Source organism: Mojavia sp. (assembly GCF_059505145.1).
Map to the genome: position 1 here is coordinate 128,052 of NZ_JCACKA010000028.1, position 15,896 is coordinate 143,947.

Sequence of the window (15,896 nt, forward strand, 5' to 3'; positions counted from 1 at the left end):
TTTTTAGTAACATTTAACTTTTCAATTTAGCAGTGCAACGGGCACAAAAGTGGTGAAAAGCTTCAATAGTTTGTTTGGTAAATCTAATAAAGGGGTCGGCATTGAACTAGCACCTGAACGGGTGAATATAGTTCAATTACGCAAACAACGTCAAGGCTTTAAAATAGAAGCCTTAACATCAGTACCTGTTCCCGAAGGACTTGTTACTGATGGTCAAATTACTGATCCTCCAGCAATGGCGCAATTAATTCAGCAGGCGCTGGCTGAGAGTAAAATTAAAGCTTCTCGCGTTGCTACTGGTGTACCGGGTCGAGATTCAATTGTACGTCTCATCCCTGTACCAGCAGAGTTAGATGATAAAGAACTGCGAGAGATGGTGCTAAACCATGAGGCAGCTTTATATTTACCCTATCCTCGTGAAGAAGCTGATGTAGATTATCAGAAACTTGGGTACTTTGTAGATGAGGATGGCATTGAAAAGGTACAAGTACTGTTAGTTGCCACCCGCAAGGAGGTGACGGACACTTATATCCGTACATTTGAGCAGGCAGGATTGCAAATTGATATTTTAGAGATTAACAGTTTTGCTCTGATTCGGACAATTCGCGAGCAACTGCGACAATTTGGGCCGCAAGAAGCAGCGGTACTAGTTGATATAGAGTTTGATAGCTCAGAAATTGCCATCATTGTTAACGGAGTCCCCCAGTTTTCACGCACTGTACCAATAGGGGCTTATCAAATGCAAACTGCCTTATCAAGGGCAATGAGCTTACCTGCATCACGGGATATGGAACTGTTGCAGGGAATGACTATTATCGCAACTCCCATAGACGGGGGGAAAACTGGCGTCACCGAACTCAATCCTGGTATGGCAGCCATATTGCGAGTCTTAGGAGAACTAACAGATGAACTGCGCCGTTCTATCGATTTTTACCTCAATCAAAGTGAAAATTTAGAGGTAGCACAGATTTTTCTAGCTGGGCCAGGAGGTGGCCTGCAACAGCTAGATGAGTTTTTTACCCAACGATTGAGTGTGCCAACCGCCCAAATTGATCCGATAGTCTCTTTGTCGTTAGAAGTTAATGAAGAAAAATACCCTACGGTACAACGCTCTAGTTTAGCGACGGTACTTGGTCTGGGAATGCGGGAGGTGTGACAAAATGTACAGTCTAGACATTAACTTTCTTAAAGATCGCCCAACTTACCACAGTAAATCTAACAAAAAATCAGGAGTTAAACTTCCTACTGGCAACTTAACACCAATATATTTGGGTGTCGCCCTTGGTGTATGTTTACCCACTATTTCAGTAGGTGCTTGGTGGTTGTTACAAGCGAAGAACGCTGAATTAGAGCAGAATGTAGCACAGTTAGATCAGGAAAACAAGAGGTTAGATACAGAAATAGGAAATATTAACAAAATTAAAGAAGAGACGAACAACATAAAAGGGGAAACACAAGCTTTAGTAACGGTATTTGACCAGATTCGTCCGTGGTCAGCTATGTTACAAGATTTGCGCGATCGCATACCAGCGCCAGTGCAAATTGAGAACGTCAAGCAGATCCCACCCATTCCTCCAGCCGCAGGACAGCCACCAGGCAATCCCGCAGGGGGAATAGAAATTACCGGAATGGCTCGCTCCTTTAACGATGTCAACGATTTCCTGCTGACGCTACAACAATCGCGGTTTTTGAAGGCCTCTGAAAGCAAAATTACTACAGCAGAGTTAGTCAATTTACCATTGCCAGCAAGTACTGCTAAAAGTGCTATAACAATTCCGCCACCCCAAGCGGTCAAATACACTATTCAATCAAGCCTTAGCGAGATTCCGGCTTCGGAGTTAATCCGCGAGTTAGAGCAAAAAGGCACAGTGGGACTAGTTACTAGAATTCGTAGTATGCAACAAACAGGAGTCATTTCAAAATGACGCTGAGTGAAGATTTCAATTTTGCAGAACAAAGTGGGGAGTTTGATTCAGAATCCTCAGGCTCTCCTGTTATTTTTGGGATTACCTTTACACCCAAAATTATCGGTATAGTGGCAGGGGTTTTGGGAATTGCAGGAGCATTGTATATGCTGCTAAACCTGATAATGCCAGCTTGGGATAACTATCAACAGCAGCAAGCAAAAATTAACGAACTCCAAGGGCAAGTTGACCAAAAGAAAATCAGTATCAAAAAGATTGTCCAGGTAAAAGAAGAGCTAGACCACGCAAAGCAGCAAAGAATTCAGGTTTTAAGTTTATTTTCTCAGGAAAATACCTTGGATACATTGCTACTGGATATGAACCGTTTAATTGAAACTGGCAATGGTCAAATTTCCCCCAATTTAGTAAGAGCCAAACTGAAAAAATTCGCGCCAGCTACACAAAAAACGGAAGCGATTAATGATGGTAGCCTGGGGGCACAGGTCAACGGCAAGCTGAAACGTAGCAGTGTCAACATTGAAATTGTAGGCACTTATGAACAAACTCAATCAATTCTTCGTAATATTGAGCGTTTACAGCCTTTGTTGATAGTGAAAGATTATCAATCGCAATTGGCTCCATCAGAGTCTACCTCTGCATCAGGAAAACCAGTGCAGAGAATTGGCCCTGCATCGATTAATACAACCTTCCAGTTACAGGCATTAATGCCACTTAGCCCAGAAGAAATAGCAGCAGCATCAGCTAAGGCTGCTCCTAAGAAGTAACAGCAAATAGTACTGCGTCCTGAGTTTTGATTCTTAGGTAGAAATAAAAACTCTCAACATTTAGTACTAAATAAGGGCGCAACTATTTATAAATTTTGTCAACAAGGTTTTATCAGGTGAGGAATGAACTGTGAAACAGCTTCACGGTAATAGTTTATTATTGGGAACCACCGCTTTTGTGTTTTTGGCAGCTCAACCTGTTTGGGCACAAACTACTCAAATTACTGATGTAAAGCTCAATCCAGCTAATGGTGGAATTAATGTTGTCTTGAAAACTTCCTCAGGCGATGTCTCAGGACAAGCCGCTTCGCGTCTACGCCCACAAGTTTTCACAACAAAAAGAGGAAAAGCCTTAGTTGCAGATATTATTAATGCTCAACTACGTTTACCACAAGGCAATAATTTTCGCCAAGATAACCCCGCTTCAGGAATTGCCTCAGTCGAGATTCTTCAGCTTGACGCTAATAGCATCCGGGTAGTGGTAACTGGAAGCAATAACGCCCCTAGTAGTCAACCTGTGGTAAGACAGCAAAACGGCATTACCCTTAGTTTTGGCCCAGCTACAGATACCACGGCATCAACGCCAACACCAACACCGTCATCACCAAAGCCAACAATACCGCTTGCTCCTACCCCATCTCAACCTGGTAGCAAGCCAGAAGTTCTTGTTCCCAACCCGGTAGTTACGATTGATGGACGACCTGCACAGCCAGCTGGCCCAGGTCAACCTGTAAATCAAGGGCCGCCTTTCTTGCCAAGAGCTGTTGCTCCACCAGTAGGAGATATTGCGATTTCTAATACAGATGCCTCTCCTGTCACCATTGACTTAGCAACGCAGGAACGCGTTCCTCGTTTGGTGCTGCGGGATGCTCCAGTGCGCGAAGTTTTATCACTACTTGCCCGTGCTGCTGGTCTTAATTTAGCTTATGTAGGAGGCGAAGGAGCAGGAGCGCAGCCTTCTGGAGGACAGCAAGGCGGTGCTAATAACGGGCAAGCAAGCTCTCAAACAATCTCTCTAGATATAGAAAACGAGCCAGTACAAGATGTATTTAACTACGTCTTGCGCTTGAGTGGTTTAGAAGCTAACCGCAGTGGACGCACAGTGTTTGTTGGGCCTAACCTCCCTAATTCCACCCGCGATACGGTTATGCGTAATATGCGCCTCAATCAAGTAACGGTGGATGCGGCTCTAAGCTTTTTGGTCGGCTTGGGTGCAGAAAGTGCCATTAGCCGTGAACGACTGGTTACTAGTGTTAATGCTGTGCCAGTAGGTGGTGCAGCCAATAGCGCAGTTACTCAAACTCAGACCACCACAGAACTTAAAATAGAGACTCTACGTACTGATTTTAAGGATTCTAGACCATTACTGAGAGGTTTACAGGCATTAGGAGACTCACGTACTAACTCTGTCACCTTAGTTGGAACTCCCAGGTTAATTGATATAGCGATCGCTCAACTGACTCAGCTAGATGTTCGTCGTCGTCAAGTTGCAATCAACGTCAAAATTATCGATGTTAACCTCTTGGGAACCCACGATTTTAATACTAGCTTTTCCTTTGGGGTTGGTAATAATTTCTTTTCTAGCGATGGTGGTGCAGCATCTCTGAATTTTGGTGGTTCTAGAACACCTACTTCGCTTGAAGCGAGAAATAGTGTGACTAGTACACCAGTAATCAAAAATCCCATTACAGGTGAGACATTTCTGGGGGATGGTTTTTTTAACCCAGCAACTGGAAGGCCATCAGCTAGTGCTTCTTTAGACCCAAATGGAAATCCACTACAACCTGGCATCACAGACTTTACCCCAGGAACTCCTGGAACAAGTACAACGTCAATTGTGCCAACTGCAATTGATCCTGTAACAGGTCAACCTACCAGTTATGGCTTTCAAACTACAACAACCCCTGCAACGCCTGATAAATATACATACGCTCTTCCAACTTTATTCCAGTTCCCTAAACGTCTTCTAGCTAGCTTGCAGGCTCAGGTTACTAACGGCAATGCCAAAATTTTGACAGATCCAACTTTGACAGTTCAAGAAGGTCAGGATGCTGTAGTGAAGCTAACAGCACAAGTCTATGGGGGTCTGAAATTTGGCGCTGAAGGTACGAGGGAACCAATCATTAAAGATGCAGGTCTAACTCTTGCAGTCAAAGTTGATCGAATTGATGATAATGGTTTTGTTTCCTTATCTGTTGCGCCTACTGTATCTGCACCTAGTGGTACAACACCAAGTCCAGATGGTGTAATTACTCTACTCTCAGAAAGAAGTCTAAAATCTGGGCTAATTCGCCTCCGAGATGGTCAAACACTAATTCTCAGCGGTATTATCCAAGATCAAGACCGAGTTTCCGTAAGCAAGATTCCTATTTTGGGTGATATTCCTATCCTTGGTTCCTTGTTTAGAAGCACAAACAAAGTGAATCAGCGTAATGAGGTAATTGTATTACTTACACCTCAAATTATGGATGACTCAGAGAACTCTTCCTACGGCTATAACTATAATCCCAGCCCAGAGGTGCGGCAAATGCTTGAGCGCCGAGGTTGGAAACCTTCTGGCAGGTAATCATAGGATGAGAAATGAGGAAGATGAGGAGGAAAATTGCTCACTTGCTCGCTTATCTTCCCTGCTCCTCATTTCAGTAACATTTAAGATAGGGAGAAGCAAAACTTAACAATTCAAAATTCACGCATAAAGACATTTTCAGTCGAGGACTTAAACCCCGGCTGAAAATATGCTACGTGTAATGGTTGGGGCCTTAAACCTTTGAATTTACATAAAAAACTGTATAACGTAGATAAATGATGCAAGCGCCTACCCTATTGAATCGCATTACACAAAATCCTGGTCAATGCGGAGGTCGCCCCTGCATTCGAGGAATGCGAATCCGTGTAAGTGACATTTTAGAAATGCTGGCTGAAAACGTGAGTACATCTGAAATTCTAGAAGATTTTCCTGATTTAGAGCCAGAAGACATCCAAGCTTGTCTATTATTTGCGGCGCGACGCACGGACTTCCCTCGATTGACTGCATGAATATTTGGATTGATGCTCAGTTACCGCCAACATTGGCAGGCTGGTTAAGCAGAAACTTTGGGGTGACTGCTACCGCTTTGAGAAATTTAGGTTTGCGAGATGCTCAAGATACAGAAATTTTTGATGCAGCGCGTGCAGCATCCGCAGTGATCATGACAAAGGACAGTGATTTTGTTGATTTGGTTTGTCGGTTGGGAACACCTCCGCAAATCCTTTGGCTAACTTGTGGCAATGTCACGAATCGTAAACTTCAGCAGATTCTTACTCCCATATTTCCAGAAGCTTTAGAAAGGCTGCGACAAGGTGAAGCGATCATAGAAATTAGCGATCGCTCTTAATACCCAAAATTCTTAACCCATCTGCTCTATTGCTTCATTCTCCCACTCCCCTGTTCCCCTAGCGACAGGGGTTTTTACTAAGTATTTTTTCCTACTACAGGGGCTGTTTCGAGGGAAACAATCACCCTAAAATCACAAAAAATCCTGAAATCTATATAAATTAATGGTTTCATCTATCCACATCACGCTACAACACCTTAGAATGATTCATTGAAAAGTCGAGCCAATGGGATTCGCAGCGATTTTGAGTAAAAATGCTCCCAAAGGATGACTTTTGTATTTCTTCAAACAGAGATTTCAGTAAGGATGCAACAGGGTGCATCTTTAGAGAGTCTCAAGTAAACCTTAAGGAGTCTGACATGAACAAAGGTGAATTAGTTGATGCCGTAGCTGAAAAGGCTAGTGTGACCAAAAAGCAAGCTGATGCAGTTTTAACGGCTGCTTTAGAGACAATCATCGAAGCTGTATCCTCTGGCGATAAGGTAACGCTGGTAGGATTTGGCTCCTTTGAATCACGGGAACGTAAAGCCCGTGAAGGTCGTAACCCAAAAACCAACGAAAAAATGGAAATTCCAGCTACCAAGGTTCCTGCCTTCTCTGCTGGAAAACTATTTAGAGAAAAGGTAGCACCCCCAAAAGAGTAAGTTTCACTTCTAGGGACTTTATTTTGATGCGGCAACCTGCACACGGGGGAAATTTAGCCTGGGCAGCAGCACTGGCTGGCTGTCCCCCTGATGCTATTCTGGATTTTTCTGCCAGCATTAGCCCGTTGGGGCCACCAAATAGCGCGATCGCTGCTATTCAGTCCCAAATCGGTAATCTAAGGCACTATCCAGATCCAAATTATAGTGAACTGAGAGTTGCTCTCAGTCACTTCCATCAACTGCCGTTTGAGTGGATTCTGCCGGGCAATGGTTCAGCAGAATTACTTACTTTAGCGGGGAGAGAATTAGCACAATTAGCCGCAACATTTTTAATAACTCCAGCCTTTGGCGACTACTACCGCACCCTGGCGGCACATAACGCTAATTTACTGGAGTTTCCTGTTGGATTGGGGGCTGAGGATTGGGGGCTGGGAATTAGGGAAAAGGGGACTGGGCATTGGGGACTGGGGATTGGGGAAAATGGGACGCAAGGAGAAAGAAAAGTTCGTAGTGTCTCCCTATCTCCTTATCTCCCTATCCCCCCATCTCTTGATCTCCCTGTCTCTGGCCCCCAAAGGTGTGGGCTACTGTTAAACAATCCACATAACCCAACAGGAAAGCTGTTCTCGCGTGACTCGGTTCTTCCCTACCTAGAGGAGTTTGCCTTGGTGGTGGTGGATGAAGCGTTTATGGATTTTTTGCCTCCCGATGAGGAACAAAGTCTGATTTCGCTTGTACAGGAATATGAAAATTTAGTAGTGTTGCGATCGCTCACAAAATTTTACAGTCTTCCTGGGCTAAGACTGGGATATGCGATCGCTCACCCTGAACGCCTATCTAGATGGCAGTTGTGGCGTGATCCATGGCCTGTAAATACGTTAGCGGCAGCAGCAGCAATTGCTGCACTCCAGGATACTCAATTTCAACAGCAAACCTGGTTATGGCTACCACCTGCACGAAATCAACTCTTTCAGGGATTAGCCGCAATCCCAGGATTGCATCCACTAAAAAGCGCTGCTAACTTTTTACTGGTTGAGTCAAAACAATCTATTTTGCCATTGCAGCAACAATTACTTCAGCATCACCAAATTTTAATTCGTGATTGTCTTAGCTTTAAAGAACTAGGCGATCGCTTTTTCCGGGTTGCTGTACGTACTGAATCCGATAACCAGCGCTTACTTACAGCGCTAAATGAGTGCTGAGTGGTGAGTAACCTTAAGGGCCAGTTGTTTTTTGCAACTGGCAACTAATACCAATTCTCCAAAAGAAGGCTACAGATCCAAAGTGTGGAAACCTAGATTGAATCTGGCTTTATGAATTACGAATTACGAATTACGAATTGGTATAACTTATGGCTAATTGGCTAGTGACTAATGACTATTGACTACGATGTTGTGATTATTGGTGGCAGTCTTGCTGGACGCTATGCTGCCCTGGCTGCTACCCAATTACGTGCTACAGTCGCCTTGGTGGAACCTAAAATAAACTACGGTTTTTTTCACCACCAGGCTATTAATAAAATCACCAAACTCGCCCACCAACTGGATGATACGCTTGGTATTCGCATTCATCCCTCACAGGTTGATTCTCTAGAAAAACCTCAAATATCTGTAGTCTGGCCAGAGACGATGCTATATGCTCAAGGCGTTGTTTCCAACATTGAAGCACAGCATTCTGTCGCTAACCTAGCTGCTTTGGGAGTTGATGTCATTGTTGGCAGTGGTCAATTTCAATCTTCCCCCCATCTAGCGTTTGCTGTTAATGAGCGTTTCTTACGGGCACGTACTTATTTGCTAGCCAGTGGTTCACGTCCAGCAATTCCAGACATTGACGGATTGCAAGCTACAGGCTACCTTACCCTATTTGATATTTGGCAGTCTCTCAAAGAAACGACATTACCTAAAAATTGGGTAATTATTGGTGGTGTTCCCCAAAGCATTGAAGTAGCTCAAACTTTAGCGCGGTTAGGTTGTGATGTAACGCTAATAGTCAAGTATCCTTATATTTTGCCTTCTGTTGACCATGAAATAGCCCAGCTGCTTCAGGCGCAGTTAGAAGTTGATGGCGTGCGCGTCCTTACTCAAACACTAGTAACCCAGGTGAAGCGAATTGAGGATAAAAAGTGGGTACAGGCAGGAGATAAAGCAATTGAAACTGATGAAATTTTAGTGGCGGCTGGACAACAGCCAAATATTGAATCTTTAAATTTGGCAGCAGTAGGCGTGAAATGGCATCAGCGTCATTTAGTAGTGAATCATAAACTCCAAACCACTAACCACCGGATTTACGCTTGTGGTGATGTCATTGGTGGCTACGACTTTGCTAACCTCGCAAATTATGAAGCAAGTATTGCCTTGAAAAATGCGCTCTTTTTTCCTAGATTACGAGTTAATTATCGGTGCATTCCTAGAGCAATATTTTCTCATCCAATGTTGGCGCAAGTAGGTTTGACAGAGGCGCAAGCAAAACGCAGATACAATCGTCATGAAGTATTAGTTGTGCGGCAGTATTTTAAAACAGTAATAGCAGCCCAAATACGAGATGAAACCATGGGAATTTGTAAATTAATTGCCTTACGTAATGGAAAAATTTTAGGAGCAGAAATTTTAGGAGCAGAAGCTGGGGAAGTAATTAATTTAATAGCATTGGCAATTTCCCAAAATATTAAAATTCAAAAATTAACAAATTTATTTCCTGTTTATCCTAGTTTTTCAGCAATTATAGAACAGGTTATAAAAGCGTGGAATCAACAAAAATCAAATAGCAACATTGCTTTGCAAGAGCTTCTGGAAGGCTTCTTTCATTTCCGCCGTGATTGGAATTTCTAAAAATAATGGTGTTGGGATTGCGCGGAGCGCAGCGCCTGCCGTAGGATGCCACCCCTACGCTTAAGCAAGCTACGCGTAGCGTCTCCTTTAGGAGAAGGGCTGTAGGGCGATCGCAATAATTAGTACAAGACTGCGAAAATAAATTTAATATCAAAAACAAAATAAACTTTTGATTATATAAATAGTACAGTACGGTTAGTTGCAGAGAATAAATAAGGATTTTGATCTATGTCAGACTCAATTGACTGGCAAAAAAAGTTGAATGAGGAATCTTGGCAATCGCTATGTAAGACTATCTGCAACGACTGTGTTTTTCATATCCAGGTAGAAGGTTTCATAAAATGCCTTAATCCTGAAGAAATGGGAGTTAATTGCTGTAACGTCATTTTTTGCAATTCATTTCAGCCCACACAAGAAGTTGACAGTCCTTGCGTGTCCTTCAGTAATGGTGAAGATGTGAACTATGCATAGAGGTAATTTACAATCCATACTACTCCTGCTGCTACCAAAGGCACACTCAGATTATCTGTGCCATGAGGTGAAACTCCCTCAGCTAAGGTCGCAAAAACACCACTGAAAACAGCCGCTAAGATGGCCTTATCTACACCAAAAGATACTGCCAGCGGACTCAACGATGAATCTGGTAGTAGTAGCAGTACTAGGAAAATTACTGTTGTACTCGCCAGAAACATTGCTAGCGAACCTTCCCAAGAACGTACAGAATTACCTACCTGGTATTTATGCTGCCCGAAACGCCTACCAATTAATGCTGCGAGTGCATCTCCCCAGGTCATCGCCATCACTCCAGCCACAGCAATGGGGACGCTATCTACTGGCCCAGATGGTCTCCACAGCAGCCCAAACAGCAGTGTTACGGAAATAGCAAAATAGACTGTACCAGGTGAACTGTCCTCGGTGTCCATCGCGCCAATGACACGGTAACGATAGAGCAAGTAATTGACTCCAATAAAAGTGATAAAAGGTAGAATTCCAATTTCCCAGTGGTTAAACAGTAACAGTACGCCAAATACCCACATCCCTGCACCAACATGGATAACCTTACGAGTTAGATTCGGTTTGATATGAAACAGCCTTCGGAGTCCCTCACCAAAGACAAGCAGACCGATAGCATAAGCATAGGATGCTGCCAACCCGATAAAATCGCTAGTCATAAATTATTAATCATTTGTCATTAGACGCTGAAATGTTTACCTTAACTAGATTTTTTAATAACGCTATGTAAATACGGTTTCTGAACAATATCCTAGCGTTACAACTTCACTTGACTACCCACCTTATAGATTTACTTTATAGCTAGGCACTAACTACTGCCCGCCTTTTGATGCTGGAGCGATCGCTGTCTTTGATAAATTAAGAACAGACAGATTCATATATCTGCAACTATCTACACCCTCCGAGTGAATCCTACGGATACGCCACTTGACCACCAGTCGCCTACAGCGATGATTCACTAAGATAGATGAAAAATTTTTTACCCCAGTTACCCTGCTTTTTCAAGCTAGTCCCTCATGCATAAAAAAGTGACAAAAAGACTGAGGGCTGGGGACTGGGGACAAGGTGAGACAGCGCTCTTGGTAGGGTTTCCAACGCCAGTCGCTCATGGGGAGCCACTGCGCCCTTGCGGGTTCCCCGACTCCCTCAGTGGCGTGGAGACCCCCAAGACCGCGCTGGCTCCTCCGCAGGCGACTGCGTTCCCCGAAGGGGTTCTCGAAGAGTACCCGAAGGGGGACAAGGAGAGAAATTATTACTCAGAACTCAGAACTCAGAACTCAGCGAGAAGTTGCAAGGAGGGTTTCCCTCCGGGCAAACTTCGGTGACTCAGCACTCAGCCCTCTTCAAACTAGGTGTTCAGCCTTGAGAGAATAGACCAAATTTAATCATAATGATAAACTTTATCAATAAATTTCTTTAGTTTTATAGCTAACTTAGCCAGTTATACATCCGCTAATGCTTGCTAGTAGAGCATTTGCTACTTACATTGACAGATTGATTGTGAGCTTGACTAATTAATGAGGTTAAGAGAAACTAACTAATAACTGATGTGTCTGCTAATAAAAAAAATAATTTTTGTAAAGATTCTGAGATATATATTTTGAGAGATGGAACATTAGTTAGCAAATGGCAAATTTGTATCTAAGTAAAAATGTTCCGATGGCTATATTTTTAGCCTTTTTCTAGAGCAGTACAATTCAAGCGTACTATCGTGGTTGGCCAACAACATGGAGACATTAGAGTTCATAATTTATCCAGACGGTCGGGTACAAGAGAAAGTCACTGGCATTGTGGGTGCTTCTTGCGCTGAAGTTACAGCAGCAATAGAGGCACAGCTAGGGCAAGTACTGAATCACGAGCCAACCTCAGAATTTTTTGCCACTCAGGTGCAGCAATCCAGTGTGGTGAATACGCAAACCTCTTTCAGCGATTGGTAATTCCAAAATCTTTACTGTCGTTAACTCACAACCACCATGTCACACTTTAGCCAAATTAAAACTCAAATCCGTAACCTCGACTCCTTAAAAGATGCTTTAAATGAATTGGGTATAGATTGGAAACCAGGCCCCCGCGAAGTCCGTGGCTATCGCGGTCAAACACACCCTGCGGAAATTACAATTGAGCAAGAAAATGGCTATGACATCGGCTTTAGATGGAATGGCCAGGAATACGAACTGGTGGCTGACTTGCAATATTGGCAGCAAAACTTGTCCGTGGATGGTTTCTTGCGCCAGGTAACCCAGCGCTATGCTTACCAAACAGTTGTGAAAGAGACTGCTCGTGTTGGCTTTCAAGTTGCCGAACAACAAAAAAATGAGGATGGTTCAATTCGCCTGGTAGTACAGCGCTGGAGTGCGTAATGGCTGATTTTCTGCCGTCGCCGGAAGAACAAGAAGAGAATCGCTCCGGTTTAGAACCAGAATTGGGCGGTTTTTTACGGGATGATCCAGAACGCTCTGGTCTAGAGCCGGAATTGGGTGGGATGCTAAGGCAAAAGGGTGTTTACGTTGACGAAATCACCTGTATTGGTTGTAAGCATTGCGCTCATGTTGCACGTAATACTTTTTATATTGAACCAGATTATGGGCGATCGCGTGTGATTCGTCAGGATGGGGATGTAGAAGAGGTTATTCAAGAAGCAATAGACACTTGTCCGGTTGATTGCATTCACTGGGTTGATTACACCGAACTGAAAAAGTTAGAAGAAGAACGCAAATTTCAGGTTATACCTGTGGTGGGTTATCCAGTAGAACACGCTGTAGCTGCTGCTGAAAGGCGGCGTAAAAAGCAAAAGTTAAAACAAAAAAAATCCCGTTATTAAAACAAAGTTTCCATAAATATACTTAAAGGACTGGTTATCTCAGTCCTTTTGTTTTTTGTTATGTAGTTATTTTCCAAGGTAGTAATTAAAGCCTTAGTCAATAATATTTAAACAAAACAAAATTCAAAAATTTAACTGTTGAATATCTTATTTTAGATTTAAGGGATCGTGCTGTGAAAGCAACTTTTCAACTTTTGCCTCATCTATCCTAGCCGTTAATCTTCTAGTTTCGTGCAAGTCTCTAGTGGTTTTTGCCAAAGTAAAAGTTGAGCCAACAGAGAATGCTAAACCCATACCCATAAAGCCTTTCACCCAGTTATCTACAGGTAGATTCACAATGCCGAAGGTTGTCATAGAAAGAGACATAACAAAAGCAGCCCATGTTTGAATAACCCAAGCAGTGCTGTCTTTTTGAGGACTCATCGGTTGCATATTTCCCACCTTTAATTGAGTGATTTAACCGTGATTGTATTTATTGGCACATTCAAAGACAATAACGATGTTACCAGTTTTACAACTGGACTCACGAATATGGGTTCCAAAGCATAAGCATTATAGACCTCAAACTTCCTGAGTGAGGCAATTTGCCTAACTTTAGTCAAATCACTACTATAAGAATACCTATACCAGTTTTGCAACTGACATAAGCCGATTTAGTTAATTATTCAGTTTCTGGAAAAACCTGCACTTTACCATTAGGGCTAAGAACAGCTCGCATTCTGGCATTTCTACCATATCTATTGGGAGAAATAAATGGTGTTCCAATGACAGGCATCCCAGCGCTGTCAACGTACTCTCTTGCTGCTTTATTTAAAGGAAAAATTCGTTCAATTGTACCGTCAACACCAATCATCAAACTATACTCTAGTGTTCTCTTTAACCCTGCTGGTGGTTGCCAACGCTTTTTGAAATATTCTCTAGCTTCTGTCACTTGAGGTGTATCAAACAATGTACTGTCGGTGGCTACATTTGTGGATGTTGTTGTTTTGCCTCCGCCCCTCAATTTCTCGACTAATGAATTATCATTACCTGTTACTGAAGAGGTATTAGATGCAGAATTTAATTCTTCCTGCAAATTCCGTGGGTTTGTTGGAACATTGGGTATGGTGGCAAGAGGTGGGGCAACTGTTGAAATGTTAGGGGTTACACCGGTTCTACTAGGAGATAAGCTTGGTGGTAGCTCCCTTTTTTTGGGCAGAGTAATTTCGCCTTGAGTAACTGACCTCGCTGGGTTTTGTCCAGGATTTGGTTGTAGAGCAATTTTCTGGTCACCGGTTGTGCCGGGTGCTGTGAACTGTGAATTAGTAGGAAAGGTTGAGTTTGTCTTCTGCGGTATACTCAGTACGCTTCCAGGAGATGGCAAGGCAACGTTGGGCAAATTAGAGTTGGGGGCAGTTTGAGATGTTGTGGAGAAGCTGGAATTGGGTAATGTTGGGGAATTTGCAGATAAGTTAGAATTAGGCGGGTTTAAGGGTGGTGCAGGTAAATTCGTAGTGGGAAACTGAGGATTGGAGCCTGCAATTGGCTGCTGTTGTAAAGTGTCTGGGGATGTGAGTCCAGGTTGAGGTGTAGGAAAGTCGAGCAAAGGAGAGTTTTGCAGAGGAATTTGTGCCGATTCTGAAGTTGGTTTTTTGGCTATCTGCTGCTTTGCCTTACCGTTATTAACATATTGCCAGGTAACGGGTAATAAACCTACACCTATTACTAGTACGGCTGCTACTGGTGCCCAAGTTTGCCAGCTAAAGCTGGAAATCCTACTGTTATTGAGAGTTGGTAATGCCATAACATCAGCCGAGTATTCATCTAGGGCTGTTGCTAAATCAAATAGTTGCAACAGACTGAGTTGAATTACAGGCCCAGATGCTTGGTTAGCGAGAGAACCGAGAAATAAGCTGTGAGTTAAATAGCTGCTTGGTTCTAAATGTATCTGTGTCTCAGGTAAATAAGAGTTAAAAGCTTTTAATGTCTTAGTAGCTGCTAAAGAAGGATGAAAATCTGTTAATTCTGAGTCATCAGCGACTTTGCTGGAGTCTTGGGGGCCTGATAAATTGACCCAAAAGCTTTCTGGAGACTGCTGAAGAAATTGCTGTATGTAGCTTGTAACAGCATCACACAAAGCTTCAAGTTGGTCGCGATCGCCCCGAATTGACAACCTGCTTTCTTCTGTTGGCAGTCGCGGATCGTCAAACCGTAGCTCAAAGCTCAACTGTTTAAGAACAGTTTTTCCCATCCAATGGGACAAAGGCGAACTTTGCGCCAATACTTCTAGCGTGCAAGTAGGGGGTGTGTAGCGACGAATGACAGGATTTGATAGAGGCATGGCAGAAACTGCGAGGGAGATAATTAGGGATTTTGGATTTGGGATTTTAGATCAGAAATCTAAAATCTAAAATCTAAAATTTTGTCGAACGGTCTATAAGAGCTAACCAGAGGCGGCGGTGCCCACCAGGAGCACTATAAAACAGTAAATCTACTAATAGTTTTAGTGCCAGTTGGGTAAGTAAATCTGTAGAGATTTGTTCATCCTCTTCCATCCGCTCTTGGTAGGTGTTGCAGAAAGCATCGATATAATCTCCAAGTAAAGCAGTCTGATGAGGTTCCCGGTTATTCTCCGCCATTTGTTCTAACAGACCGACAGCACGACGAATTAATTCCTGGTGCTGTTTGGCGAGGTAGCAAGTGATCAGAACAAGCGATCGCGCTTCTTCTACATCTAGCTTTTTTCGCCCACCTTGACCTTTGCGTAGAGGATTTGACTGACGCAGCCGCCATAAAGCTACGCGGTCTGGTACCCTTGACTCTAAATTTAGGCTAATTGCCGCGGAGAGCATTGCCTCGGAACCAATGCCAGTTAAGGTTTCCAGCGCCAACAGCACTAAGTCCAACTGAGTTTTAATATTGTCCCATTGAACGGCGTTTGGGGCTGGAAGTTTGATTAAATCCTCCCATTGGGAATTTGGTGTTGCTGAATTGGCGGCCGAGTGCATAACTTTTAGCATAGGTGATCGGGCTAATAGGGGCTGTTGC

Annotated in this window: 18 protein-coding genes; 14 read left to right on the forward strand and 4 right to left on the reverse strand. The window is 43.3% G+C overall.

What is annotated here, in order from left to right; genetic code table 11:
- Window positions 1–49 precede the first annotated feature (49 nt).
- The 10 genes from pilM (at window position 50) to AC5JL8_RS04410 (ending at window position 10,006) form a co-directional block, all read left to right on the forward strand.
- Window positions 50–1,156 carry a type IV pilus assembly protein PilM gene (gene pilM / locus AC5JL8_RS04365; RefSeq protein WP_495878553.1) on the forward strand — a complete coding sequence of 369 codons (1,107 nt, stop codon included), beginning with the start codon at window positions 50–52 and terminating at the stop codon, window positions 1,154–1,156.
- A 4-nt stretch (window positions 1,157–1,160) separates the two neighbouring features.
- Window positions 1,161–1,925: a PilN domain-containing protein gene (locus tag AC5JL8_RS04370; RefSeq protein WP_495878554.1), complete on the forward strand. Its 765-nt coding sequence runs from the start codon at window positions 1,161–1,163 to the stop codon at window positions 1,923–1,925.
- Window positions 1,922–2,689: a pilus assembly protein PilO gene (locus tag AC5JL8_RS04375; protein ID WP_495878555.1), complete on the forward strand. Its 768-nt coding sequence runs from the start codon at window positions 1,922–1,924 to the stop codon at window positions 2,687–2,689. Before AC5JL8_RS04370 ends, AC5JL8_RS04375 begins: the two co-directional genes overlap by 4 nt.
- Before the next feature lie 130 nt (window positions 2,690–2,819).
- The gene (locus AC5JL8_RS04380) at window positions 2,820–5,255 is read left to right on the forward strand and encodes a secretin GspD/PilQ domain-containing protein (RefSeq protein ID WP_495878556.1); all 2,436 of its coding nucleotides are present in this window, start codon (window positions 2,820–2,822) and stop codon (window positions 5,253–5,255) included.
- A 236-nt stretch (window positions 5,256–5,491) separates the two neighbouring features.
- The gene (locus tag AC5JL8_RS04385) at window positions 5,492–5,725 is read left to right on the forward strand and encodes a DUF433 domain-containing protein (RefSeq protein WP_495878557.1); all 234 of its coding nucleotides are present in this window, start codon (window positions 5,492–5,494) and stop codon (window positions 5,723–5,725) included.
- Window positions 5,722–6,063 carry a DUF5615 family PIN-like protein gene (locus AC5JL8_RS04390; protein ID WP_495878558.1) on the forward strand — a complete coding sequence of 114 codons (342 nt, stop codon included), beginning with the start codon at window positions 5,722–5,724 and terminating at the stop codon, window positions 6,061–6,063. Before AC5JL8_RS04385 ends, AC5JL8_RS04390 begins: the two co-directional genes overlap by 4 nt.
- 359 nt (window positions 6,064–6,422) lie before the next feature.
- Window positions 6,423–6,707 (forward strand): HU family DNA-binding protein, encoded by a 285-nt coding sequence (locus tag AC5JL8_RS04395; protein WP_495878559.1) that lies wholly within the window; start codon window positions 6,423–6,425, stop codon window positions 6,705–6,707.
- A gap of 26 nt (window positions 6,708–6,733) precedes the next feature.
- Window positions 6,734–7,909 carry a threonine-phosphate decarboxylase CobD gene (cobD, locus tag AC5JL8_RS04400; protein WP_495878560.1) on the forward strand — a complete coding sequence of 392 codons (1,176 nt, stop codon included), beginning with the start codon at window positions 6,734–6,736 and terminating at the stop codon, window positions 7,907–7,909.
- 171 nt (window positions 7,910–8,080) lie between these two features.
- Window positions 8,081–9,535 carry a dihydrolipoyl dehydrogenase family protein gene (locus AC5JL8_RS04405; RefSeq protein ID WP_495878561.1) on the forward strand — a complete coding sequence of 485 codons (1,455 nt, stop codon included), beginning with the start codon at window positions 8,081–8,083 and terminating at the stop codon, window positions 9,533–9,535.
- Between the two features lie 228 nt (window positions 9,536–9,763).
- Entirely contained in the window at window positions 9,764–10,006 is a 243-nt protein-coding gene (locus AC5JL8_RS04410) for a hypothetical protein (RefSeq protein ID WP_495878562.1), read from the forward strand.
- Here AC5JL8_RS04410 and AC5JL8_RS04415 read toward each other — a convergent pair.
- The gene (locus AC5JL8_RS04415; RefSeq protein ID WP_495878563.1) at window positions 9,997–10,707 is read right to left on the reverse strand and encodes a diacylglycerol/polyprenol kinase family protein; all 711 of its coding nucleotides are present in this window, start codon (window positions 10,705–10,707) and stop codon (window positions 9,997–9,999) included. The two genes, AC5JL8_RS04410 and AC5JL8_RS04415, sit on opposite strands and share 10 nt — an antisense overlap.
- A gap of 467 nt (window positions 10,708–11,174) precedes the next feature.
- Here AC5JL8_RS04415 and AC5JL8_RS04420 point away from each other — a divergent pair, with 467 nt between their 5' ends.
- From AC5JL8_RS04420 to AC5JL8_RS04435, 4 genes are all read left to right on the forward strand, one after another.
- The gene (locus AC5JL8_RS04420) at window positions 11,175–11,414 is read left to right on the forward strand and encodes a hypothetical protein (protein ID WP_495878564.1); all 240 of its coding nucleotides are present in this window, start codon (window positions 11,175–11,177) and stop codon (window positions 11,412–11,414) included.
- 361 nt (window positions 11,415–11,775) lie between these two features.
- Complete coding sequence (locus AC5JL8_RS04425; protein ID WP_495878565.1) at window positions 11,776–11,985, forward strand: DUF2997 domain-containing protein; 210 nt, start codon at window positions 11,776–11,778, stop codon at window positions 11,983–11,985.
- A gap of 36 nt (window positions 11,986–12,021) precedes the next feature.
- Window positions 12,022–12,408: a DUF1257 domain-containing protein gene (locus AC5JL8_RS04430; protein ID WP_495878566.1), complete on the forward strand. Its 387-nt coding sequence runs from the start codon at window positions 12,022–12,024 to the stop codon at window positions 12,406–12,408.
- A complete protein-coding gene (locus AC5JL8_RS04435; RefSeq protein ID WP_495878567.1) occupies window positions 12,408–12,869 on the forward strand; it encodes a ferredoxin in 462 nt (153 codons plus the stop codon). The genes AC5JL8_RS04430 and AC5JL8_RS04435 overlap by 1 nt, the downstream gene beginning before the upstream one ends.
- A 147-nt stretch (window positions 12,870–13,016) precedes the next feature.
- Here AC5JL8_RS04435 and AC5JL8_RS04440 read toward each other — a convergent pair whose 3' ends face one another.
- The 3 genes from AC5JL8_RS04440 to AC5JL8_RS04450 form a co-directional block, all read right to left on the reverse strand.
- Window positions 13,017–13,301, reverse strand: coding sequence for a YiaA/YiaB family inner membrane protein (locus AC5JL8_RS04440; protein ID WP_495878568.1), 285 nt, complete (start codon window positions 13,299–13,301; stop codon window positions 13,017–13,019).
- A gap of 229 nt (window positions 13,302–13,530) precedes the next feature.
- Entirely contained in the window at window positions 13,531–15,189 is a 1,659-nt protein-coding gene (locus AC5JL8_RS04445) for a DUF4335 domain-containing protein (protein WP_495878569.1), read from the reverse strand.
- A 73-nt stretch (window positions 15,190–15,262) separates the two neighbouring features.
- Window positions 15,263–15,868 (reverse strand): DUF3038 domain-containing protein, encoded by a 606-nt coding sequence (locus AC5JL8_RS04450; RefSeq protein WP_495878570.1) that lies wholly within the window; start codon window positions 15,866–15,868, stop codon window positions 15,263–15,265.
- Between the last annotated feature and the right edge of the window lie 28 nt (window positions 15,869–15,896).

Coding starts and splice junctions, on each gene's coding strand:
- cobD (WP_495878560.1), top strand. CDS start 6,734: ATGCGGCAACCTGCACACGGGGGAAATTTAGCCTGGGCAGCAGCACTG.
- AC5JL8_RS04430 (WP_495878566.1), top strand. CDS start 12,022: ATGTCACACTTTAGCCAAATTAAAACTCAAATCCGTAACCTCGACTCC.
- AC5JL8_RS04435 (WP_495878567.1), top strand. CDS start 12,408: ATGGCTGATTTTCTGCCGTCGCCGGAAGAACAAGAAGAGAATCGCTCC.
- AC5JL8_RS04425 (WP_495878565.1), top strand. CDS start 11,776: ATGGAGACATTAGAGTTCATAATTTATCCAGACGGTCGGGTACAAGAG.
- AC5JL8_RS04405 (WP_495878561.1), top strand. CDS start 8,081: ATGACTATTGACTACGATGTTGTGATTATTGGTGGCAGTCTTGCTGGA.
- AC5JL8_RS04440 (WP_495878568.1), bottom strand. CDS start 13,301: ATGCAACCGATGAGTCCTCAAAAAGACAGCACTGCTTGGGTTATTCAA.
- AC5JL8_RS04375 (WP_495878555.1), top strand. CDS start 1,922: ATGACGCTGAGTGAAGATTTCAATTTTGCAGAACAAAGTGGGGAGTTT.
- AC5JL8_RS04385 (WP_495878557.1), top strand. CDS start 5,492: ATGATGCAAGCGCCTACCCTATTGAATCGCATTACACAAAATCCTGGT.
- AC5JL8_RS04370 (WP_495878554.1), top strand. CDS start 1,161: ATGTACAGTCTAGACATTAACTTTCTTAAAGATCGCCCAACTTACCAC.
- AC5JL8_RS04410 (WP_495878562.1), top strand. CDS start 9,764: ATGTCAGACTCAATTGACTGGCAAAAAAAGTTGAATGAGGAATCTTGG.
- AC5JL8_RS04390 (WP_495878558.1), top strand. CDS start 5,722: ATGAATATTTGGATTGATGCTCAGTTACCGCCAACATTGGCAGGCTGG.
- AC5JL8_RS04415 (WP_495878563.1), bottom strand. CDS start 10,707: ATGACTAGCGATTTTATCGGGTTGGCAGCATCCTATGCTTATGCTATC.
- AC5JL8_RS04450 (WP_495878570.1), bottom strand. CDS start 15,868: ATGCTAAAAGTTATGCACTCGGCCGCCAATTCAGCAACACCAAATTCC.
- AC5JL8_RS04395 (WP_495878559.1), top strand. CDS start 6,423: ATGAACAAAGGTGAATTAGTTGATGCCGTAGCTGAAAAGGCTAGTGTG.
- AC5JL8_RS04445 (WP_495878569.1), bottom strand. CDS start 15,189: ATGCCTCTATCAAATCCTGTCATTCGTCGCTACACACCCCCTACTTGC.